This window comes from Pseudoalteromonas sp. ECSMB14103 (genome assembly GCF_000813065.1).
In the GTDB taxonomy this organism is placed as follows: Bacteria; Pseudomonadota; Gammaproteobacteria; order Enterobacterales; family Alteromonadaceae; genus Pseudoalteromonas; species Pseudoalteromonas marina.
In genome coordinates this window covers 138398-160664 of sequence record NZ_JWGY01000006.1, presented here as the reverse complement: position 1 = coordinate 160664, position 22267 = coordinate 138398, and the positions used below count along the sequence as shown (strand labels likewise).

Annotated in this window: 19 protein-coding genes; 4 read left to right on the top strand and 15 right to left on the bottom strand. The window is 38.7% G+C overall.

Annotated features, from left to right (window positions below; translation table 11 throughout):
* Positions 1-67: 67 nt before the first annotated feature.
* From RF53_RS11710 to RF53_RS11700, 3 genes are all read right to left on the bottom strand, one after another.
* Positions 68-2170: an SPFH domain-containing protein gene (locus RF53_RS11710; protein ID WP_039037766.1), complete on the bottom strand. Its 2103-nt coding sequence runs from the start codon at positions 2168-2170 to the stop codon at positions 68-70.
* Positions 2171-2232: 62 nt separating this feature from the next.
* A complete protein-coding gene (locus RF53_RS11705) occupies positions 2233-2868 on the bottom strand; it encodes an OB-fold-containig protein (RefSeq protein ID WP_235420626.1) in 636 nt (211 codons plus the stop codon).
* 365 nt (positions 2869-3233) lie between these two features.
* Positions 3234-4721 carry a dipeptidase gene (locus RF53_RS11700; protein WP_039037764.1) on the bottom strand — a complete coding sequence of 496 codons (1488 nt, stop codon included), beginning with the start codon at positions 4719-4721 and terminating at the stop codon, positions 3234-3236.
* A 170-nt stretch (positions 4722-4891) separates the two neighbouring features.
* On the opposite strand from RF53_RS11700, the gene RF53_RS19260 reads away from it, so the two are divergent.
* Complete coding sequence (locus RF53_RS19260; RefSeq protein WP_082014437.1) at positions 4892-5062, top strand: DUF2986 domain-containing protein; 171 nt, start codon at positions 4892-4894, stop codon at positions 5060-5062.
* 31 nt (positions 5063-5093) lie between these two features.
* Here the strand turns inward: RF53_RS19260 and RF53_RS11695 are convergent, their stop codons facing one another.
* The 3 genes from RF53_RS11695 to RF53_RS11685 all read right to left on the bottom strand — a co-directional run bounded on the left by RF53_RS11695 (position 5094) and on the right by RF53_RS11685 (position 7948).
* Entirely contained in the window at positions 5094-7223 is a 2130-nt protein-coding gene (locus tag RF53_RS11695; protein ID WP_039037763.1) for a TonB-dependent receptor plug domain-containing protein, read from the bottom strand.
* Between the two features lie 108 nt (positions 7224-7331).
* Positions 7332-7523, bottom strand: coding sequence for a helix-turn-helix transcriptional regulator (locus RF53_RS11690; RefSeq protein WP_008132333.1), 192 nt, complete (start codon positions 7521-7523; stop codon positions 7332-7334).
* Positions 7520-7948 (bottom strand): hypothetical protein, encoded by a 429-nt coding sequence (locus tag RF53_RS11685; protein ID WP_039037762.1) that lies wholly within the window; start codon positions 7946-7948, stop codon positions 7520-7522. Before RF53_RS11685 ends, RF53_RS11690 begins: the two co-directional genes overlap by 4 nt.
* 242 nt (positions 7949-8190) lie before the next feature.
* On the opposite strand from RF53_RS11685, the gene RF53_RS11680 reads away from it, so the two are divergent.
* Together RF53_RS11680 and RF53_RS11675 are read left to right on the top strand one after the other, a co-directional pair.
* Positions 8191-10107, top strand: a complete 1917-nt coding sequence (locus tag RF53_RS11680) for an alpha/beta hydrolase family protein (RefSeq protein ID WP_039037761.1) — start codon at positions 8191-8193, stop codon at positions 10105-10107.
* A 299-nt stretch (positions 10108-10406) separates the two neighbouring features.
* The gene (locus RF53_RS11675; protein WP_039037760.1) at positions 10407-11609 is read left to right on the top strand and encodes an MFS transporter; all 1203 of its coding nucleotides are present in this window, start codon (positions 10407-10409) and stop codon (positions 11607-11609) included.
* Between the two features lie 58 nt (positions 11610-11667).
* Here RF53_RS11675 and RF53_RS11670 read toward each other — a convergent pair whose 3' ends face one another.
* The 4 genes from RF53_RS11670 to RF53_RS11655 all read right to left on the bottom strand — a co-directional run bounded on the left by RF53_RS11670 (position 11668) and on the right by RF53_RS11655 (position 16910).
* Positions 11668-12714: an NAD(P)-dependent alcohol dehydrogenase gene (locus tag RF53_RS11670; protein WP_039037759.1), complete on the bottom strand. Its 1047-nt coding sequence runs from the start codon at positions 12712-12714 to the stop codon at positions 11668-11670.
* Positions 12715-12849: 135 nt separating this feature from the next.
* The gene (locus RF53_RS11665; RefSeq protein WP_008132338.1) at positions 12850-13563 is read right to left on the bottom strand and encodes a DUF1499 domain-containing protein; all 714 of its coding nucleotides are present in this window, start codon (positions 13561-13563) and stop codon (positions 12850-12852) included.
* An 88-nt stretch (positions 13564-13651) separates the two neighbouring features.
* On the bottom strand, positions 13652-14992 hold the full coding sequence (locus RF53_RS11660) for a DUF1501 domain-containing protein (protein WP_008132340.1): 1341 nt from the start codon (positions 14990-14992) through the stop codon (positions 13652-13654).
* 10 nt (positions 14993-15002) lie between these two features.
* A complete protein-coding gene (locus RF53_RS11655; protein WP_039037758.1) occupies positions 15003-16910 on the bottom strand; it encodes a DUF1800 domain-containing protein in 1908 nt (635 codons plus the stop codon).
* A 167-nt stretch (positions 16911-17077) separates the two neighbouring features.
* Here RF53_RS11655 and RF53_RS11650 point away from each other — a divergent pair, with 167 nt between their 5' ends.
* Entirely contained in the window at positions 17078-17293 is a 216-nt protein-coding gene (locus tag RF53_RS11650) for a hypothetical protein (RefSeq protein WP_006791468.1), read from the top strand.
* A gap of 61 nt (positions 17294-17354) precedes the next feature.
* Here RF53_RS11650 and RF53_RS11645 read toward each other — a convergent pair whose 3' ends face one another.
* From RF53_RS11645 to RF53_RS11625, 5 genes are all read right to left on the bottom strand, one after another.
* The gene (locus RF53_RS11645; protein ID WP_082014436.1) at positions 17355-18905 is read right to left on the bottom strand and encodes a sensor domain-containing diguanylate cyclase; all 1551 of its coding nucleotides are present in this window, start codon (positions 18903-18905) and stop codon (positions 17355-17357) included.
* 98 nt (positions 18906-19003) lie between these two features.
* A complete protein-coding gene (locus tag RF53_RS11640) occupies positions 19004-19975 on the bottom strand; it encodes a sensor histidine kinase (RefSeq protein ID WP_039037757.1) in 972 nt (323 codons plus the stop codon).
* Positions 19968-20519, bottom strand: coding sequence for a heme NO-binding domain-containing protein (locus tag RF53_RS11635; protein WP_039037756.1), 552 nt, complete (start codon positions 20517-20519; stop codon positions 19968-19970). The genes RF53_RS11640 and RF53_RS11635 overlap by 8 nt, the downstream gene beginning before the upstream one ends.
* 9 nt (positions 20520-20528) lie before the next feature.
* Positions 20529-21644, bottom strand: a complete 1116-nt coding sequence (locus RF53_RS11630) for an HDOD domain-containing protein (protein WP_039037755.1) — start codon at positions 21642-21644, stop codon at positions 20529-20531.
* Positions 21645-21753: 109 nt separating this feature from the next.
* Complete coding sequence (locus tag RF53_RS11625) at positions 21754-22218, bottom strand: nuclear transport factor 2 family protein (protein ID WP_039037754.1); 465 nt, start codon at positions 22216-22218, stop codon at positions 21754-21756.
* Positions 22219-22267: the final 49 nt, after the last annotated feature.

Genomic DNA, 22267 nt, shown 5'->3' with positions numbered 1-22267 from the left:
CAGTATTACTTTTGTATGTGTGATCAAAAAAGCCGTAAATAAATTACGGCTATAGATTGAGAGGGAGTTAGTCTTGCGGGTCGAGTTTTATTTTCTCGTCAAGGCCGCTGCCCATATTGCTCCCTAGCATACTTAGTAATTGGCTTTTTTCAGCCGCTGTGGTGTTACTCAATTGCTTTAATAATTTACTCATATTAAGGTTTTTCATGGTTTCAGCTGAGCCGTTAGCGCCCGCTAATACTCCTTTCAAATCCTCAATTAAATTGCGATCGCCATTTAAGTGGTCTTTAAATACAGTTTGTACTGTTTTGCTTTCATCTACTAAACCATCTATTGATTTACCTAAGCTAATAGCACTCATAAACTGGTTAAAGAACTGGCCATCGCCGCCCATAATATTAATATCGGCATCGCCTAGTGCTTTGCTCATCACTTGAGCTTGATGCTCTGCTATATCTTTGCCTGCCTCAATTTTAGCCAGCACTAGCTCTTTTTGCTGGTTTAGTTGCATTGTAAAGCTTTCGTAGTCACGGGCATCTTGGTCCATCGCATTTAGCGCCTGTAGTTTTTCTTCAAGACCTTTGGCCTCAGCAAGCATCTTACGCTCAAGGTTAATGGCTTCAACTTCACCTTGTTTCTCATTCGCATCAGCCATGGCTGTTTGTACTTGTGCTTGAGACAAGCCAATCTCACGGTTACCTTGCGCTTCGGCTTCTAATTTTTGACGAAGTACTTTGGCGTCTACTTCACCCTGCATTGCGTTTGCTTGTGCTTTAGCTGTTATAACGTCAGCTTCAGCTAAGCCCTGTGCTGCGGTTTCAACTTGATGAGCTTGAGCAAGTATCTTTTTAGACTCTGCTTGCTGGTTAGCAATGCGCAGTTCTGCATTGGCCATTGTTTCAAGTTCACGAGCTTTAAATTCAGCGGCTTGATCTTGCGCTTTTGCGGCTTCAATATCTTTAACTAATGCTTCTTCTGCCTCCGCTTTTGCACGGATAATAATGGCGTCTTTTTCACGCTCTGCACCGGCTATAACCTGCACATCTTTAATACGCTCTTGCTCTTCAGCTACCGATTTTTCTACTATTACGCGATCGCGCACTACATCAGCAATTTCTTTGCGTTCTACTTCAAGTGCTTTTTCTTTGTTAATACGTAAAATTTCAGTTTCTCTTTCTCGTTCAATCACTTCTATTTCACGAGAGCGTAAAACTTTTTCTTCCTCAATACCCAGTACTCGCAGTCGGTTTTGCTCTGCAATATCAAGTTCACGCTGCTTATTTTGCTCGCTAATTCCAATTGATTCTTCAGATTGAATTCGAGCCTGCTCTGATTTTAAACGCTCTTCGTGGCGTACTTTTTCAGCTTCGGCGTGTTCACGCGCTTTAACGGTTTCAATTTCACGAACTTGACGCGACATTGCATCTTGCTTTTGGCGTTCTATTTCAAGTGATTTCTCAGTGGCTTCTTGGTTTTGTATTTCTACTTTTGCGCGCTCATCACATTTTAACTGATTGGTTAATACATTTTGCGCTGCCGTCATTTCGGTAATACGACGAATACCTTCTGCATCAAGAATATTTTGTGAATCAAGCTTTTCAATCGACGTTTGTTCTAGGTAATCAATGGCAACATCTTCAAGTGTATAGCCAGATAAGTCCTGCCCTATCACTTCTTTAATGTTGTCCCTAAATTCGTTTCGGTGAGTAAATAACTCAACAAAATCCATTCGCTTACCAACCGTTTTAAGTGCCTCTGAAAACTTAGCTTCAAATAATTCTTGCAGCGTTTCATGCTCTGATGCACGTGCACAACCTACTTGCTTTGCTACACGTAAAATATCGTCTTTGTTTTCATTAACACGAATATAAAACGTAATGGCGATATCGGCACGTATATTGTCTCTACAAATCAAGCCGCCTTTGTCTTTACGTTCAAGTACCATGCGCTTTGTTGAAATATCCATCACTTCCATTTTATGGATAACAGGGTACACAATGCCACCGGTAGTGGTAACGTCTGGCTCACTTTTCATTTTATTTATAATGAGAGCTTGGCCTTGTTCCACTTTGCGATAAAACTTGCCAACAATTAACAAAATAGCAAAAATGACCGCTATCGCTATACCTACAAACGTTAATATAGGTAGTAAGTTATCTAAAAATTCCATGTTATGTCCTAACGTAATTATCGATTTATTATGTGTTATTTACAGTAAAAAACGGCGTTGTGTTACCAAGGTTTGGCAGTAACACTATAACAATGCTGCTTTTTTATATGCTCAAGTAATATTACCGTATCACCTGCGCTGAAGGGGTATTCGTCATGCGATCTAATTTCAATGAGTTGCTCAGTGCCTTGAAAATTAACTCTGCCTTGACCAAACGTTGGCGTCACCTTTCCAGTAACAACGGTGCATTCAAGACCCAATAAGTCGCTACTGCGAGAAGTTTCTACACTTGAGAAAAAGCGTTGTAATGGTTTTGAAATAATTACTGCAATTGGTAAAGCAATAATCGCGCTTACTACTAGCATCGCTAAGCCAAACACATAAAATAAAACACCATCACCAAGTAGGTAAGCAAAAAACTTATGTGCATAAATACTAATTAGCCAGCTAAGCATAACCACTAAACTAATTGATACCGTAATAGGAATACTGCCAAAACCAAAGTTTGACGCTGAATGGGCGCTATTTGAGTTAGATGAACTGGGCTCGATGTCTAAATCAGATTCAAACATATCAATGTCAGCAAACCCTAATAAAGTGATCATCCAAAAAAGGATTACAACCAAAAGCAGGGCCGTGAAAATAATGGTAGGAAACGTAAGTGCTAAATTCAAAAAGTCCATATTACTGCTATCCATCTGTATTAATACATTTACACAGTATGATTTTTACCATTTTGAAGAGAGTTTGTTAAGTTTTTTATAATAATTAGCCAGTGGTTTATAAAGAATTGTAAATAGCTCACCTCTATTTTAATTACCTCATTATAAACCCTTTATTTGTAGGCATTTTTCAACGGTCAATTTAGCTCACTTACTTCTAGATTGAAGTATTCTATCTGCACGTATGACTTTTTAACGATAGCTACTATATCACTGCAAGTTACACTGATAATAATAACTACGATCAATACAATATTCGCTTCGTGGTCCAATTTTAACAGATACAAAAAAGCCGCCTTACTAGTTAAGCAAGGCGGCTTTCATATTAAAAAATCTATAATTTACATGTTACCTAGCTCAATCATCATTGCGGTATACATGCGTAAATTAAGCTCTAATTGCTCAAGTGTAATAAATTCATGCTCAGAGTGGCCTGTATAACGTTTTCCTGGCATTGAAGGTCCAAACGATACGGCATTATCAAATAGTTTTGCGTTAGTGCCTCCACCAATTGATACAAAATCGGCTTTTTCGTCGCCGGTAAAGTGCTTAAATATATCTAGTAGCTTTTGCGCATGCGGCGCATTGTCTAACAGCATAGGATTACCTATCACTGTATCTATACTCTCGAGTGTAACGTTATTGTTAGCTTGCCATTGATTAATGGCTGTCTCTATTTGTTGCTTTAATACACCTTCACTTTTACCAACAGGGCGACGAGCATTAACAGCTAACGTTAGCTTATTCCCGCTGCGCTCAATGACGGTTGGAGCTACGGTCATTGGGCCCATAAAGTCATGCTTATAGGCAATATCGCCAAACTGCTTACCGTGAAGATCTAACCCTATCAGTTGATTTACAAATTTAATAAGCTGTCCATCGCTATTGTTTTCAAGTGCTATTCCATCAAATAGCTCGGCTAAATGTGCAATGGCGTTCACGCCAGATTCGGGCTCAGAAGAATGAGCAGACATGCCCTTTACATTAATGGCAATGGCGTTATTTTTTTTACTAAAGTTAAATTCAACTTGATTTAGTTGCTTTGCTTTTGTTTTTAGTTGGTTAACTAGCGCATTGTTTGCATTATGCAGTACTAAACTTGCATCTTCTGGTATTTGGCTTTTGAAAGCACCACCAGCAAGGTCGCTTACATACACTGCTTTTTGATCTGATATGGCATTAAATGTAGGAGAAATTAAGCTCCAACCTTTTTCAGCAACCACTACCGGGTATGATGCATCAATGGTTACTGAATACTTTGGTTGCTCGTATGTTTTCATGAATTCAGTAAGGGGGCCCCAATCAGACTCCTCAGCCAGATAAATCATCAGCTCAATGCGGTTATTGAGCTCAATACCTTTATCTTTAATCGCTTTCATGGCGTAAAGCGCAGTAGCGATAGCGCCTTTGTCATCTTCGGTACCACGGCCAACTAATTTACCCGGCTCTGAGGTATCAATAATAAAGGGGTTTTGCTTCCACTTACTCGCATTAGCTGGCTGCACATCACCGTGTGTTACCACTGTTACCTTGTCTGTTTGTTTACCCATGCCAATAAGCACGGTGTAACCAAGGTCTTGGTAGTCGAACCCAAGCTCTGCAGCTTTCATTTTTAATACCGATTTAAAGTTAATAAAATCTGGGTTTTGTGGTGCGGGTATTGAATCTTTATTTACTGTAGGAAAAGCAACTAAGTTAGTTAGCGTGTGTACTTGCGCATTTTGGTAGGTATTTACAGCGTAATCGACAACATTATCAATATTTTTATGTAACTGTGCGTGCGCGCTAAACGCGAACAAAAGAGCACTGGCTAAAGCTAACTTTTTCAAAACTTATTCCATTTAATTAATAACTAAGGGCTTTAATTATAGCGCCCACACAGCATTACAAATAGCGCTTTGCGGTAATTTAACAAACTATTAAGTGTAAATATTTATATGGCGGCTTTAATATGGATAGCGGTATAATAAGCGGCTTAAAATAATTGGGGTAAATCAGTGTGAATCGTCGTAAAAAAATAGTCACAAAGTTTCAAAAGAAAGACAAACGCGCTAACGCTAAATTACACAAAAGTAATAAGCCCGCGTATATATCAAAAGCAGAACGCGAGAAGCAAGAACAACAAGCAGAACAATCAACCCAAATTGAACAAAACCAAGAGCAGCCGTAACCTGCTCTTAGTTGTAAATTATATAATCACCTTAAAATGCGACACTCATCCCTATATTAAACGAACGCCCCTGCCCTGCGAGCTGCTCAAAACCCGTGCTTTCGCCTTTTTTAAGCTGCGCAATGCTCACCCCACCAAGCGGTAGTTGATAGTACTCGTCAAATAAATTACTCACTTGTGCACTTAACGTTAAGTCGCCCCATGACGCTTTTGAACCTAAATTTACAATGTTGTAGCTATCGGTTTGGTTTTCTAATCGGTTGTTATCGACGCGTGTTTTAGCATCATTCCATTGCCACGACAGCGTATTTTCAAAGCGGCCGAGTTGATGGTTAATTGCAAGCTTAGTATGCAGTGGTTTTATTTGATAAAGCGGCTGGTTGGTATCATCTCGCTTTGCACGTATATTAGTAATATTGGCATTTAATTGCCAATTACCGAGTGCTTTAGATTGATGAATATTAGCGGCTAAATCTAACTTAACCCCATACAATACGGCATCCGTATTAGTAAATTTAAGTATGTTACGTGCTGTGTTTTCTAAGCCAAATCGATTGAAAGACCTGACGAGGTCTGCGTCAATGTAGTCAGATGAATTGGTATACCAAATGTTAGCACTTACTTGCCAGTCGTCGTTTTGAGCCGATTTAATATAAGTAGAGCTGATTGTATGCGCGGTTTCTACTTCTAAATTTTGGTTGCCTATATAGCCATTGCCATCACCGTACCAACCAATCATGGTGGTTGCCATATTGCTCACACCCCAGCTGTATCGCTCATACAAATTAGGTGCTCTGTTTTTGCGAGCAAGACCAAGCTGTAGCTCGTCAGTATGAGTAAGCTGATAATTAAGTAATACACTGATATCAACCACCGTGTCTGATTTATCGTGCTCTTTGCTATTAAAAGCAGCAGCGGCACTTGCGTTACTGGGCTGCATTGGCATGGCGCTCATAGTCATCATTGCCATACCTTCGTTATATGGCTGAACATCGTCAGCACGAGTATTTACATGCTCAACACGTATACCTGAATTTAACCACAACTTAGTATTTATTTGGCTCTCAAATTCTGCAAATGCTGCAATACGCTTACGCTGACCATTATTTATATTAATGTAATCGTTAGGGCCCATCATGGCGGAACCTTCAACAGCAGACCACCAATCATCAATTCGGTAATCATAAAATGCTTGCCCAAGTAATAGGCTGCTATTGCTATCTAGGTTTAAACGCCATTTAATTTGAGAGCTTATATCGCGCGCATCGGTATTCATTGGCATCATGCCTGTTTTTTCAGCGCTAAAAAAACCCATTTCGTGTTTAACCTCATGCCAATTAAGTTGGGCTTCCAATTCACTGTTTTCCAATACACGCTTGTACTGGGCCGTTGCGCCATAACTTGTGTTATCAGTCATATCCATATACTGATTGGCAAAGCCCTGATAAGGTATTTTTTGATGTGTAAGTTTAATTACAAACTGTTGTTTTTCGTCTCGTATTGCTGCAGAAAGCGCATGGTTTTGAACGCGATACAAGGTATCTAATACCAAGTCTCCATTTCCGTCGTCGTAACTTTTGGCATCACTAAACGCACCTTGGTAATTAAAACTCAGGGTATTGCTCGCAATACGTGCTCCTACCCCCACTTTCCGCGCATTGTTTACGCTATTATATTGAGCAGATACATAGCCTGAGTGCCAGTTAAGCTCATTACTTTGGCTATACTGTGGTGAAATAGTATTTACGCTTATCACCCCGGCAATATTATCGCCACCGGCACTTACCGCTGATATACCCGCAATAACATGATAAGCCGTAATTTGATTAGCAGAAACATACGAAAGCGGAGGGTTCATATGATTAGCACATGCCGCTGTAACATCAGCCCCATCGACTAATACTTTTACTCTATCGCCCATCAAGCCATTTAAAATAGGCAAGTTAGACACCCCACCCGCAGCAGAAAAATCCACACCTAAATCATTTAGTAATGATTCTGCAGAACCAATTGCAAGATGTTTATTTTGCGAATGTCCATGAACCTCAATAACTTCTAAAGAGGTGTCGTCTGCAAAGACTGCTGAAGAAAATATGCTGCCTATAAAAAAAGCCAAAGGCGTTAATAAATATGTGTTTGGAGTGTTGCTTAAATCTGCCATTTTATAATTATGCCACTGTAATAGTTGAACTAATTATAATTCGTGTAGCCATATTAAAAGCGCGACAAATTGTCGCACTTTACTCATTTTATTTTAAATACGATGGCGTTATTCATCATCAAAAATATCTTCTATTTTTAATTCAAATAACCGCGCTGCTTTAAACGCCAGCGGTAAGCTGGGATCAAACTTACCTTTTTCAATTGCATTAATGGTTTGGCGCGATACATCTAATAATTCTGCTAGTTTGGCTTGTGTTAAATTTCGCTCAGCCCTGAGTACTTTTAAGCGGTTTTTCATTCGTCGCCCTCATCACAGCTGTAGCGTTTGTTAAGTATGTAGGTACTAATTAAATAAACCGCGCCCATTAAAAACATTATGTCTGGTATGTCAGCTCGCACGTCGATAATCCCACTTAGCTGCAAATTACTATATGCAAGCCCGCCAACCACAACCGCCCCAAGCGTAAAACCCATTGCACTTAAATGTATTTTTTGCTGTAACTCATCAAGCCCCTGTAAGTTGCGTTTATTAGCTATAATCATTGCAATGCCCACAACAACATTTACGACAATAAAAAAGCCACTCATTGCGTTATTATGATCCCAAATTAAAACCGGACCAAACGAGCAAATGGCTAGCGATAGTAACCAAATAAGCGTCCACTTAGCTAAATTAGTCGTGTTTATTTTTTGACGCTGCTTTAACGTTAATTGTGTTTGCATTTTTTAACTCTCTCAAAAAGTAAAGTGTACTTTACTATACTTGTACAAAAACAACCGCAAGTCAAATAAGCTTTACATAAAGATTGGCTTTATTGACATTACAATGTGTTACAAATCTCCAGTAAAATGTATCCAGCAGCACTTCTAAAAAGATAAAAATAACAATAGAATTACGTTATTAAATATTAAGTAACAAGTAGCCATGATATTTAATAAATACTCTAAAAAATTAAGGATATAAAATGTTAATTACAAGGCTTATAGTTTTATGCTTATTGTTATTAAGCTTTAACTCATATAGTAAAAATACGTTAGAAGATTTCTTTGATAAAAGCGGATACGTTCAAGTTAAAATTTCACCTAGTGGGAAATATTATTCACTCACTTACAGAGAAGATACCGAAGTAAAGCTGGTCATCCTTGAAAGAGAATCAGGAAAAACAACGGCCGCATTTGCATTTGGTGAAAATCAAAAAATACGTAATGTTACCTGGTTAAATGACGAAAGATTTATGATGTCAGTAGCTAAAACAGTTGGCTTTTTAGATACCAAAGGCGGACGCCCATATTATGTTGTTGCTAATTACGATGGTTCAAAAAGACGTGAAATTCTATTCTCAAACACGTCAGTTTTAGAAGTCATTAGCACCCTTCCAAATGATAAAGAAAACATTCTAGTCGCCAAAGGTCACTTTAATGATGACTTTGCCGTTAATGTTCATAAATTAAATATTTATAACGGAAAAATGGATTATGTAGGCGGCCAACCCAAAGACGACGTATTTGGTATAACTACCGATATTTCGGGTAACCCTAGATTGGCATTTCATTATGAAGAAGATGAAGAGCAAGAGCTTGGCAAAGGCGATTTAAGTGTTTATTTTAAGAAAAAAGTGAACAGCGATTGGCAGTCTTTAAATCTTGCTAAACTAAGCTATGAAAAAGGAGATGCGCTAGGTTTTTTAGGTATGAACCTAGAGGGTAACGAGGCCTTCTTAATGAGTGACTCGGGCAGAAAAACTACTGCTATTTACAGCCTTAACTTTGAAAATGAAGAACTTACCCTTTTAGCGGCAAATGACAGTGTTAATATTACAACGCCAATATTTGGCCCTAACAGAGATGTTATAGGGGCTACGTTTGACCCTGATTACCCTCAATATCAATACTTTGATGCAAAGGGTGAAAATGCGATATTTAAAGAGCTAAGTGATACTTTTAAAAATTACCGATTACAATTTACAAGCCACTCTAAAGAAAAAGGTCTCTCTGTCTTTTCTGTAGAAGCAGACAATTCGCCAACTACTTTTTACTTGTACGATACTAAAAATAAAAAAGCGACTTTTATTGCCTCAAGTGCTCCTCAGATAGATAAAAAAAGCCTCTCTATGACTGAACCTTTTAAAATAAAAGCAAGAGATGGCGTTGAATTAAACGGCTATTTAACCATACCAAAAGGAGCTGCTGATAAAAACTTACCTGCAATTGTTTACTTGCATGGCGGCCCACATGGACCTAGAGATTTCTGGCAATACAACCCTGAAACTCAGTACATGGCTTCATTAGGTTACGCTGTGCTTCAAGTAAACTTTAGAGGGTCTGGTGGCTATGGCAGCGAGTTTGAGGAAAGTGGTTATAAAAAATGGGGACGCGAAATGCAAGACGACGTTACCGATGCCACTTACTGGGCTATTAATGAAGGGATAATAGATAAAGATAAAATATGTATCTATGGTGGTAGCTACGGTGGTTACACTACGTTAATGGGCGTTATTAGAGAGCCAGACCTTTATAAGTGTGCAATTGGTTATGTGGGTGTATATTCAATTCCAGAAATGAAAGAAAGCGGCGATATCCCCACCAGAGAGTCAGGTCGAAAGTATTTAGACATGGTTCATGGTACCGACATGGAAGATATGCAAGCTCGCTCTCCTTCATTTAATGTTGATAAAATTAAAGCCAAGCTGTTTATTGCCCATGGCGAGGACGATGTAAGGGTTCCTATGGAACAATATGAAGCATTAACATCAGCGCTTGATAAAATAGGCTATCCATATGAGTCAATGGTTAGAGATGAAGGACATGGATTTCATCAACCTAAAAACATCACTGATTTCTACACAAAAATGGCTGAGTTTTTTGCAGAAAGCCTAAAATAATACGCTAATAAAATTGTGCCAGCATAAACGCTGGCACTTATATCCGCACCACTAAAAAAACAATTTTACGTAGCTTCCACTGTTTTTTAATTGCATCCAACAGCTATGCCCACAAACATTAAATAATATAAATCGTATTTATTTAACTCTATCTAATGACTTAGCCTACCGCTTCACTTAAACTAAATGCCTCAAGTTTTTCTATATTCATTTCATAATTTTTTACATTTATAACCCATAGTGCTTTTTTGTTCTGGCGTTACTTTTTTATATTTAAACATCAAATTCAAAGGGGGTTTATGAAACCTGATGTCACATCTATACCCAACCAGCTAAATAAAACGGCTATTTTAATTGTGCTGGCGTTAGGCACCTTTATTTTAGGTTTATCTGAATTTTCGATGATGCCAATGTTGCCCCTTATAAGCGAAACATTTGGTACTACACCTTCTCAAAGTGGTTATGCTATAAGCGCGTATGCTATAGGCGTAGTGGTTGGTGCACCTGTGTTAATGCTTACAACGGCTAATATGCGAAAACGAAAAGCACTGCTGATTTTTTTAAGTTTAATGTGTGTATCTAATGGGCTTAGTGCATTGGCTACGTCGTTAGAGCAGTTAATCATATTTAGGTTTTTGAGTGGATTGCCTCATGGCGCTTATTTTGGTGCTGCCATTTTGCTTGCATCTGATATTGCGCCGCAAGGTAAACGAGCCAGCTTTATGTCAAAAGTATTTATGGGATTAACCATTGCAACTATTGTTGGTGTGCCCGTTGTAACATTGGTAGGCCAAAATTTAAGTTGGCGTTACTGTTTAGCTGGTGCTGCAGCGATTGCTTTTGTTGCATTTATTTTAGTTTATAAAGTCGTGCCCAACATAGACAACGCTAAACCCTCTAACTTATTAAACGAGTTTGGTGTGCTCAAAAACAAGCTCGTATGGTCAATTCTAGGCATTGTTATTATTGGCTTTGGTGGTGTGTTTTGTATTTATACCTACATTGCTGACACCATTTTAGATGTAACAAATACAGCGCCTTATACTATCTCGGTGGCAATGGTAATGTTTGGCATTGGCTGTACACTGGGTAATTACGTTTTAGGAAAAGCTGCAGACAAGTCGGCAATAAAAACGACTGGCTTTGCGCTTGTATGCACCATTATTTTTGCATTTGCTTATGTTACGGCAAGTTATAATATTTGGGTGCTTTATGCGGTTATTTTTTTCATCGGTTGTAGTGTAGGTTTAGCGACATTAATTCAAAGCCTACTAATGGATGTAGCACCTGAAGGCCACGCGATGATAGGCGCATTAGTTCAATGTGCATTTAATACAGCAAACGCAATTGGCCCGTGGGTAGGTGGAATCGCGATTGCCAAAGGGGCTGCGCCAAATCAAACTGGCTATGTCGCTGCGGCATTATTTTTAGGTGGCTTAGGAATGTGGTTGCTGAGCTATTTACAACTTAATAAGTCACCTGATTTAAAATCAGTAAATTAATCACAACATAAAAAGAGCGACTAATGAGCCGCTCTTTTACTTTCATATCAATAAATTTTTACGAATCTAACGACGCCATATCAATGACAAAACGATAACGTACATCTGAATTTTCCATACGTTCGTATGCGGTGTTAATTTCGCCAATGTTAATCATTTCACACTCAGGCAATACATTGTTTTCACCACAAAAATCGAGCATTTGCTGCGTTTCTGCTATACCACCTATAAGTGAACCTGCAACCTGACGTCGTCCCATTAATAATGGCACTGTATTTAACTCTTCAACAGGCCCCACTTGACCAACAATAATTAATGCTCCATCTATGTCTAATAGCGGTGTATAAATTGATAGGTCGTGCTTAACAGGCACTGTATCAATGATCACATCAAATGCTGACTGTGATTCTTTCATTTCGCCATCATTTGTTGAAACTAAGTAATGCTGGGCACCAAGTTTAACAGCATCTTCTTTTTTAGATTCGCTTCGGCCAACAACAGTTACCTCAGCACCCATTGCTACGGCATTTTTTACCGCCATATGACCTAAGCCACCAAGGCCTACAACTGCAACACGGCTGCCTTTTTTAACGCCCCATTTATGTAGTGGAGAATACGTAGTAATACCTGCACATAACAACGGTGCTACGCGTGAGAGATCTAAATTCTGTGGTATTGAAAGTACAAACTCTTCACGAACTACAACATGCTTAGAATACCCGCCTTGGGTCATTTCTCCGGTTTCTCTGTCTTTACCGGCATAAGTGCCAACCATGCCCTCACGGCAAAATTGCTCTTCATTATTGTCGCACTGATCGCAGCTTTTACACGAATCAACCATACAGCCTACGCCAACGGTATCACCTTGTTTGTATTTTTTAACATCGCTACCAACCGACTTAACTTTGCCAACAATTTCATGGCCTGGAACGAGTGGGTATTTTACACCGCCCCAATCGTTTCTAACGGCGTGTAAATCTGAATGGCACACACCACAGTATAAAATTTCAATTTCTACATCGTTATTTCGTAAATCGCGGCGTTCAAACGCAAACTCTGTAAGCTCAGACCCTTGGCTTTTTGCTGCATATCCTACTGTTTTCATCATAACTCCATAGTTGTTTAAAAATTTAAAACGCATTGAGTATGTACTTTGAGGAGTGAATACAAACTGAAAAGCAGCCACAAAAAAGCCCAAATATTATTTGGGCTCAATCACATACTACTATTTAAGGCAGTGTTACTTAGTAAGCTCTGCGTTAATTTCGTCAATTAAAGTATTAATACGCTCGGCATTTTTACCTAAATCGCTGCGACCAACACGAGATTTACTTCTTATATCAACAAATCGCTCAGTACCTTCATCAACAATACGAACAACAACATCATCTTTAAAACCAAACCACGTTGTGGTGTCTGTTGCTTCTATTAAACCAAGTGATTTATTAGCGCTTACCAATTCCCAGCCTAAATTTTTAATTGCTTGCTCAGTTGCTGCAATTAAATCACTTTGCGACTGCGCAAAGTTAAGGGTTGTTAGTTCTGGGTAAGCTTTACGTTGTTGTACCGCGGTTTCTTCCCCTGCGTATTCAACTGGATTTGGTGCGTCAGCGCGAAGTGGTGCAATAGCAACAAATTTAGGCGGGTTAACCAAGTCGGTTGAAATATCATGAATTGGCGGCACATTTTTGGCTTTATTCATCATGTTAAGCGGCATAGCAATAGCAACCACAGAAAATACTACAGCAACGATAGCACTACCAAATGAAGCGGTTTTACGCATAAATATTAACTGTACTAGCAATAAAACAAGTGCTGCACCACCCACATACACGCCGTATCTAAAGCCTGTAAAAGCAAGGCCTAAATCAACCACGCCAAACTTGTATAAAGGGCCTGGTAATACAACCAGTAAAAAGGCGATTAAACTCACCAAGCTGACTAAAATCTTCATTCTTGTGCTCCATTTTGTGTGTAATTGTTATTTTGTAAACAGCACTTATACTGCGCGTGCTTGATTATGGTTTACCATTAGCAACTAATTACATAAAAAAGTCCAATGTTGTGCGATCAAAGTTAGTCAGATTAGGAAAGATATCGCTCAATTCAGATGATGAAACGCCAAACCATTGCGCCAATGAGGCAAAGTATTGCTCATTTGCCACGCTTGGGATGAGCCTTCCACTGCCAACGTCTTGCGGGCCGTCTAAATGCTGCGTTAAAAATTCACCATAGATATCGCCTCCTTTAACCGCTCCTCCCATTACTAGTTGATTGCCAGCCCAACCATGATCGGTGCCATCACCATTTGAGGTCAGCGTTCTACCAAAGTCCGACATCGTAAAGGTCGTTACTTTGTCTGCCATATTTAGCTCTTGCATTGCGCTATTAAACTCGCTCAAGCTTTGTGCTAATGAATTTAACAAAAGCGGGTGGGTTTCTAATTGGTTGTCGTGGGTGTCAAACCCGCCCATTGAAACAAAAAACACTTGTCGCTGTGTTGCTAAAGTAGACTGCACACTAATTGCTTTTGCCACTGCGGCCAATTGCTGAGAAACACTAGAATCGCTGAATGGTGTTATCAGCTCTGGGGCTGTCTCTAACGCATTGTTCATAGTTTGAGTATTGTTAATAGCCGAATTAAAGCTTTTTGCATAAGCATCACTAAGCGGATGATGAGTATTGCCCATTATACGACTCATAATGTTAGTTACGTGGTCTGTGCGTGGTTGATAACCGCCAAATGCATTTATACGACTAATCCCACTTTTATTTAGTGCAAACGCTTTTGTTTGGCTGCCTGTTTGCCACAGATTCGTTCCATCTAACGACACATTGGCAGCAAACTGATCCTGCTGATTTAAGCGCTCTAACAAACGTGCTCCCCAACCACTGTTCAGCGACTGTTTTTCACGGCCATACATCCAAGATGCTTGCTGATCATTATGAGAAAATAAGTGCTTAGGTAATGCCACTGCATTATTTTTGTAATCGTTATAACTTGTTGGCGCAAGCAAGGTACCCACCCCACCAACAAACGCTAAATTAGATTCATTAAAAACACGTTGAATAGGCGACAATGATGGGTGCAACCCTACACCACCTGCAAATTGGGTTGCAGTATTTAAAGTAATTGGCGATGCAACAGCTAAATTTTGTCGGCTTTGTTCGTACAAGCTACGCTGCTCACCTTCAAGGGGTACCAACATGTTGAGTGAATCGTTACCGCCGTATAAAAAAATGCATACTAGTGCTTTGTAGTCGCCTAGTTCAACTGCATTAACAGAGCCTGTAAGCGCTTGTAGTTGCAAACTAGTCAGTGCGGCTGCCGATACACCGCCTTTTAAACATAACGACAAAAATTGCCTTCTATTAATGCTCATTATGTCTCTCCTAATACTGCAAATTAAATTCAGGTGAAATAGCAATCATATAAAGTAAATACGATACCCGTTCGCGATATTGATCGTCATCAAAATAAGCATCTAAATCTAATAATGCTTGGCGTGTGTCGCTACTCATAGAGCCTGCAAAATACAGTACGTTGTATTGATCGAGTAAGTAGTTAACCCCATTGCTTTGCAAGGTATTCATATCGTTAATGATGTAAACATAAATACCGCTTGGATTTAAATCGGTGTGCGCCTCGGCAGTACTCCACACCAAATCGGCAAAGTGCTCGTTCATGGTGCCTATAATCGTTGCATCGCCGGCTATTTGTAGCTCAGGAGCCACTAATGAATTTGTTCGCAACTGAGCAGGCTGGTAGTCAGGTCTAAAAAAGTTAAACACCGAACTCGACTGCATAGGCCCTTGCCCATATCGGTCAACTAAATTCCATGTTTTGTAATAACCTTCGGGTGACCTTGCGTTTAGGTTTCGCCAAAATTGGACTGTTTTAAGAAGCGGTTCTTTTATTTTACCTTGGTAGCTCAATACACTGCCATAATGACGAGCTTCATCATCTAAATATATAGCTTTTACTACTGCTGCTAGATCACCTCGAACGCCTTCGCCATTATCATTAAACACACTGGCAATTCGCTCTACATATTGCGGTGTAGGGTTTGATGTAATTAGTCGTTGTATTAACTGCTTACTGATAAAAGGCGCTACATTTTGATGGTTAAATAAATTATCAAGCGCTAGTTGTAACGACTCTTGCGCACTATACCCTTGGGGAATAATGTCGCCGTTTAATAACGTTTTTTGCTTTTGTGAATGGTACTCTTCAAATGCTTGCATAGGCGCAACATAATCACGACTTTTGCGCTTAAATGTTTCACTGCCTGCAAATGTCCACCCTGTAAATACACGAGCAAACCCTTCTATTTCTGCTTGGCCATACGTTGCAATAGTATTACCGTTAGCGTCTAATTTAGCGGTACCGTCTTGGTTTAGCTCATCAAGCCCGATAGTAAATAACTGCATAACCTCACGGGCATAGTTTTCATCGGGGCGAATATTAAGTGCATCATCAGCCTTTTCGTTACCCAAATGACTAAGGTAAGTGCCCATGATTGGCGATAAAGTTACCGCCTCAAGTAAATCATGAAAATTACCAAATGCATGAGTAAGCAATAAATCATAATATGTCACCATGCCCTCAGGCTGAGAGCGTAAATCGTTATTGAGATCAGACACTACAAGTATTTCACTCAGCGCAAAGGCCACGCGCTGGCGGAGTTGATCGTCGCTTTGCATTACGGCTTTCCACCACGCGTCTATTCGGCTTATATACCTAAAATCTTCATCATCATTAGTAAACACCATATAGTCACGATGATAGTTAATGGGCAATGCCAGTTGGGCATCAAGCCATTGCAGCTCACTTTGGCCTTGCGCGTTTTGTATTTCTACAAGCGTTGGCCCCATGCTTCCTTGATGCAACAACCGAGCTGCAGAAAATGCATTCATGCTATTGCGGGCAAAAAAATTGACCGTTTTAACGGTAGTGGCCCCTTCGTTATCGGTCGCGGTAACATTAAACGCATACTCTGAAGGCGTGTAAGTTAGTGCATCAGCCAATTTAACGCTAACTGAGCTTGCGTTTACTGGCTCACTTAACACCGTAGGCCCCGAAGTTTGTTGCCAAATTACACTTGCGATGCTGCCGTCAGCATCGCTGGCTGTTGCTTTTAGCTCAATAGTTTGGCTTTTTGTGATATCACTGGGTAAGCCCGACAGGGTTAAAGAAGGAAGCTTGTTACCATTAACGGTTGGGGTATCATCTGAGCCAGAACCACCGCAGGCACTAAGAAAAAAGACTGAGCTTACTATCAAAACTAATTTATAATGCATGTTAAATCGCCATGATATTTTGGTTTAAGTAAGCAATTGCCTACTTAGTTTAATGCATTAATTGAAACACAAAATTTACATTTTTTCCTTTTATTTTTTGTAATCGAAACTTGACTAACGTTCAAAATTGCACAAACTACGGGGGTTAAACAGCCAGAGACTCACACATGAAAACAGAAATTAGTTATCGTTTTGAATCATCGCAAGTGGCCAACCGTTTTTTACATGAGTTAAAAAACTGGCCAGTGAACGATGTTAAAACACGTCTTTTTAATGGAGGTGATAGCGTAAAAGTAAGCTATGATTACGACGAAACAGGCTTCGATTATACCATTGCCGAGCTTGATGATTTAGCCGAGCAACATGGAGGAAAAGAAGTTTAGCGCAACGTAATATGTATTAAACTTTTAGCATTAATAGTAACAATTCGCGATGGTGGTTTAATTATATTGATTTAATTAAGGCTCTATCTCTTCCGGTGTTTTTTGCCTCGTACAGCATAACGTCTGCATCTTTAATTAATGATTTGGCTGTGATGCTTTCATTATCCATAGCCTTTGCCGTTGCAAAAGCACAGCCTACACTTATAGTTAAAACATCACTTACTTTAGAGCCTTTGTGAGGTAATTTAAGCGCATTTACATTTTTTCGTAATTGTTGAGATGTTAGTTCAAATTGCTCAAACGAAAGCTGGTTAAACAACAGTATAAATTCCTCACCTCCATAGCGTGCTGCTATACCATTATTTGATTGGGCGGTTTCTTTTAAAACACCACATAGTGCTTGTAAGGCACAATCTCCTTCTTGATGACCATAAAAGTCGTTGTACAACTTAAAGTAATCAACATCAATTAGCATTAATCCCAACGTTGTTTTTTGATTGTGGGCATCATGCCACTGTAATGTGTAAATTTCTTCAAAGGCACGTCGGTTATAAATTTGCGTTAACTCGTCTATTTTACTTATTTTTTCAAGTTGTTCGTTTTGTTTTTTGACCTCTTTTATTAAGGAATTAAAACCATTTATAAGTACACGCATTTCTAAAAACTGATTTTTAAAATGAAGCGGTTGAAGGTCATTTTTAAGTAACATTAAATTGATTGCCGATGCACCATTAATTAATGGTGTAATAAAAAAACGATTAACAACAAAAAAACCTATTAAAGAGGCTACAAAAAACATTATTAAAATAATAATTAAATACAAGTCAAATAACACAGGCAACCTTTGATGGTGATGCTCAATATTCATTGTCAATAAGGGGTTACCATTTATGTCTAGCAATATTCTTTGTCGCTCAGTGGCTATTCCCTCATTTTGGATTCCACCATTTAAAACAAGTAAATTTTGTGTTGCGCTATCGTCATTTATTATTGAGTAGCTAAGTTTTACTTGTGCTACTTCTGCCATCATAGCAACTTGTGATTTCCTTACTTTTTTAATAAAAACAATACTACCAACAGGCTCTCCTGTTTTATTTGTTCGTTGTATTGCGTGCGATGCAAACATAACAGGGCCATGCTCTGTTCTTAAAAAACCGAAGCGTTCTGACGTATTTTTTTTATAAGGTAGGATGGTACGGTTAGGTAAATGAGTATTTAGATCAAATTCTGGCAGCTCAAAGGATTGCTCCTGAATGTAATCAAAAGTATGCCCATAAACTTGTTTAAAGTTCATGTCGTAAATAAATACACCATCTATTTTGAGTGATTTAAAGGTATCGTCCACATAATTTGACTCAATATAGTCTTTATCAAAGCTCGTCATGTAATCGTAAGAGTCATCCCACACCGCATAATCGTAATTTATGGTTTTTAAGAAAACAAACTCTCTGTTTAAAGCAATTTCTAGGCTTAATAGCTCTCTATTTTGGTAGTCTTTAATGTTTTCATTTATAGTTGGTAACGTAAAAAAGTATCGATAGCTGACCAATAAGCTAGTCACAAAGCACATTAAGATTAAGGTACCTATTATTACAAAAAATCTTAATGTCATTATTAGTCCCCAGGGTGTGAAGTAGCTTAATTCATTTTATAAATAGCGCTAATCTATAGTTTTTTAAGTGTGCTTGGGTTTATTCTGCGCCAATATAATTAGTTTAACGATGATTCCGGCATTAATGTTATTGGCATAGTACAGCGCATTAGCGTACCTTCGCCAAGCTCACTTTCTACCTCAATTGAACCATTATGCTCTTTTAGCACGTTATAAACGATGGCCATTCCCATCCCCGTTCCCTTCCCTACTGGTTTTGTTGTATAGAAAGGTTCAAAAATATGGCTTTTAGTTTGCTCGTCCATTCCACAGCCATTATCTGCAATTTCAATATAAATATTTTTTTCGTCTGAAATTAACTTGATGACTATTCGACCTTGCTTGCCATCAACTAAATCACACGCATACTTTGCATTTAGCAATATATTTACAAACACTTGGTTAATTGCCGATAAATTACAATAACTCAATGGCAGCTCTTCATAATCACATTCTACCTGACAACTTTTTAGCTGATTGGCGAGTAACTTAATGGCACCATTTAATGACTCAGTAATATCAGCCATAGCCAATAAGTTATTTTTCGGTCTGGCAAAGTTAAGCAAATTATTTACTATGGCAGCGATACGTTGAAGTCCCTCATGAGTGTCGCCGAGCAGTTCATCTAAATCTTCTAAAATAAAATCTATATTCGTTTCTTGGTCGAGCTTAACCAATTGTGCTTCAAGCTCTGAAGCCGAGATAGACTTATCTATAAACTGCTTAGATATCTGCATTAATGAATGAAGTGTTGGTTTAAAGTACTTGATGCTTTCTACATTACTCATTACATAAGCAAGCGGGTTATTTATTTCATGTGCTACGCCTGCCGATAACGTACCGAGTGTTGCCATTTTATCGGTTTGCATTATGGTTACCTGCTGGCTTTTTAGCATGCTCAGCTTTTCTTTTAACTCTTGATTAGCGCAAAATAACTTACGTGTTTTATCTTCAAGTAAAACTTCTAACTGATCTCTTGCCGCTTTTTCACGCAAATACGCTTTTTTGTAGTTATAGTCGTCTTCAGCCATTTAAAGCCTCATACTTCACTTCAATAACGCACTTGTCGCAGCCGTCGTGCATACATTCAACATGGTTTAAAGAAACATCAATACCGTAGTGCGAAGCCGCACCATAAATAAGCCCTTCTGCGCACATACATAACTGCCTTTTAGAACGGTAATGCATTAAAATAAATCCATCTTCAATCAGTTTAGACTCTATTTCTGGTAGGTTTGGTTCATGGTATAGCTTAGCGACTTCAACATGAATGACCTTATCAATCCCCATTATTAACTCTGCAAAACTATTGAAGCCTTTCGCAACCGTTGGGTGGCTTCTGTTTAAGTGGCCAAACAAATACTCACCAAATGCTTTTAATACTTCGGGCATAGTCATCGATAGGGCTGTCGCTACATCCTGGGCTAAACCAATTATCTCTTCATCTGGGTAACTTTGTGCAGAAATATACACACGGCCATCAGAGGCGTTTTTTTCAAGTAACTCATCCCATGCCGCCATACCGCACTTTTCAATAACCAGTGCCTCTAAGCCTCTAAAAATTATGCCTTTCATGTTTTATCCTTATTTATTACTTAACCACCATTGCTCTATGTCGGGAAATAGCGCTAAGTCATCTATAAAATCAAACTCTTCAAGATTAAAGTTAAACGCATTATTGCAAAACACATGTTCAACAATCATGTGGATCACAGTTAATGATATGCTTTTTTTTGAGGGTAATTCATCAATCAATTGCGCGTCGACTATTTTTTGGTCAAACCCCCAAAGCGCCAGTAAATAAGCACTTAACACAAACTTAGGTACAACTTCGTTATCTAAGTCGCCATGAGGATCACTCGTTATAATTAACTCACCTATAACACTTAATAACCCTACAGCACATGCGAGTAATTGAGTTTGGCGATCTTGCTTTATATATTTTGCTAACGATTGCGATAACTCTGCTTTTTTATAGCCTTTGTCTATTAAGTGATTAATTGCTTTTTGTTTATTTTTAATAAGTAACTGATGAGATAACTCTGAAAAAACCACGATTGCTCTAAGGTTTATTAAGCCAATCCTTACAATCGCTTCTTTTACACTTGAGGTGCTACTATCAAACCCCATAAAAGCCGAGTTAGCAATTTGTAAAACTTTACCAGCCAGTAAAGGGTCGTGCCTAACATCTTTTTCTAAAATAGAAATATTAGGCTCATTTTTATTAAGTTCATTGAGTAGGTTTTGCGTTACCTCACCTAAAAACGGAAGCTCAGAGAGTTGCCCTAAAATAATGCGATGCTCACCGCTAATAGGAAGTGTTTTTAAAACAACAGCACTATTTATTACACTCTCTAAATGAGACTGAGCAAAAGGCTTAACTAGGTGAAAATGGATTACATTATTTAATTGTAGCTGGTAATTTCCACTCATATCACCTGTTAATAAACACCTTAGCGCAGATGGACAGAGCTCTTTAGCTTGTTCTAAAACGTTTTTCCCCGTGGGAAGTTGCATCATCGAATCACAAAAAATAATATCAGGTAAGGCGTTGTTATTTATTTGCTGTTCAAATTGAGTAGCAACTTGAACTGTGCACACATGAGCACTGGGGCATAAACGGTTAAGCGTGCGTATTAACGCACGTAACAGCAGTTCGTCGTCATCAATAATAAGAATATTGATTTTTAAATCATGCATCTACTACACCTAAAGCTATAACGTACTAGTTTATAATTAAAGCGTAGTATATTTTTATCAATACCCCTACTTTCAAAGGCGCTAATTAATAAAAAGTAAATGCATGGTTTTATTCATGATATTTACGGATCATCGCCACTTTACCGTTTTCAACTTCTATTACTTCCATCATTACTGATGTGTACTCTATTGGCTGCTTACTTTGTGGGTGAATGCCCTTAGCGTGGTTTTTATAACGAATCGCAAAACCGCTATCGTTAAATATAAAAGTATTGAGTAGCTCACTTTCATAGTGGGTATGCGCGCCTAAGTAAAAGCTCATGCCTTTGCGCATTAGTTTTTTGCCATCGGCAGTGCGAGAGTCATCTACTTGATACGGTATGTGCTGACTGCCAACATCGTCCGTTAATAAGCTAAGGTAGGCTTCAAGCTCTTTTTCACTTGCGTTAGGCGCTTGCGTTGCGGTCATGGCGCTGTAATAATGCTGTGCAAATTTGTTTAAGTCCAGTGCCTCTTCAGCATCAACCGAAAAGGTACTCACTAATAGCAAACCTAATGTGAATAGTCGTTTCATCACTTCTTCCTTGTAGTTAAAAGTATTGATTTATTTATAGGTACACTAT

Bases quoted from the DNA above. Each gene is read 5' to 3' on its own strand.
- RF53_RS11645 (WP_082014436.1), bottom strand. From the start codon at position 18,905: ATGACATTAAGATTTTTTGTAATAATAGGTACCTTAATCTTAATGTGC.
- RF53_RS11705 (WP_235420626.1), bottom strand. From the start codon at position 2,868: ATGGATAGCAGTAATATGGACTTTTTGAATTTAGCACTTACGTTTCCT.
- RF53_RS11660 (WP_008132340.1), bottom strand. From the start codon at position 14,992: ATGAGCATTAATAGAAGGCAATTTTTGTCGTTATGTTTAAAAGGCGGT.
- RF53_RS11675 (WP_039037760.1), top strand. From the start codon at position 10,407: ATGAAACCTGATGTCACATCTATACCCAACCAGCTAAATAAAACGGCT.
- RF53_RS11670 (WP_039037759.1), bottom strand. From the start codon at position 12,714: ATGAAAACAGTAGGATATGCAGCAAAAAGCCAAGGGTCTGAGCTTACA.
- RF53_RS11685 (WP_039037762.1), bottom strand. From the start codon at position 7,948: ATGCAAACACAATTAACGTTAAAGCAGCGTCAAAAAATAAACACGACT.
- RF53_RS11635 (WP_039037756.1), bottom strand. From the start codon at position 20,519: ATGAAAGGCATAATTTTTAGAGGCTTAGAGGCACTGGTTATTGAAAAG.
- RF53_RS11695 (WP_039037763.1), bottom strand. From the start codon at position 7,223: ATGGCAGATTTAAGCAACACTCCAAACACATATTTATTAACGCCTTTG.
- RF53_RS11655 (WP_039037758.1), bottom strand. From the start codon at position 16,910: ATGCATTATAAATTAGTTTTGATAGTAAGCTCAGTCTTTTTTCTTAGT.
- RF53_RS11625 (WP_039037754.1), bottom strand. From the start codon at position 22,218: ATGAAACGACTATTCACATTAGGTTTGCTATTAGTGAGTACCTTTTCG.
- RF53_RS11630 (WP_039037755.1), bottom strand. From the start codon at position 21,644: ATGCATGATTTAAAAATCAATATTCTTATTATTGATGACGACGAACTG.
- RF53_RS11680 (WP_039037761.1), top strand. From the start codon at position 8,191: ATGTTAATTACAAGGCTTATAGTTTTATGCTTATTGTTATTAAGCTTT.
- RF53_RS11640 (WP_039037757.1), bottom strand. From the start codon at position 19,975: ATGGCTGAAGACGACTATAACTACAAAAAAGCGTATTTGCGTGAAAAA.
- RF53_RS11690 (WP_008132333.1), bottom strand. From the start codon at position 7,523: ATGAAAAACCGCTTAAAAGTACTCAGGGCTGAGCGAAATTTAACACAA.
- RF53_RS11650 (WP_006791468.1), top strand. From the start codon at position 17,078: ATGAAAACAGAAATTAGTTATCGTTTTGAATCATCGCAAGTGGCCAAC.
- RF53_RS11665 (WP_008132338.1), bottom strand. From the start codon at position 13,563: ATGAAGATTTTAGTCAGCTTGGTGAGTTTAATCGCCTTTTTACTGGTT.
- RF53_RS11710 (WP_039037766.1), bottom strand. From the start codon at position 2,170: ATGGAATTTTTAGATAACTTACTACCTATATTAACGTTTGTAGGTATA.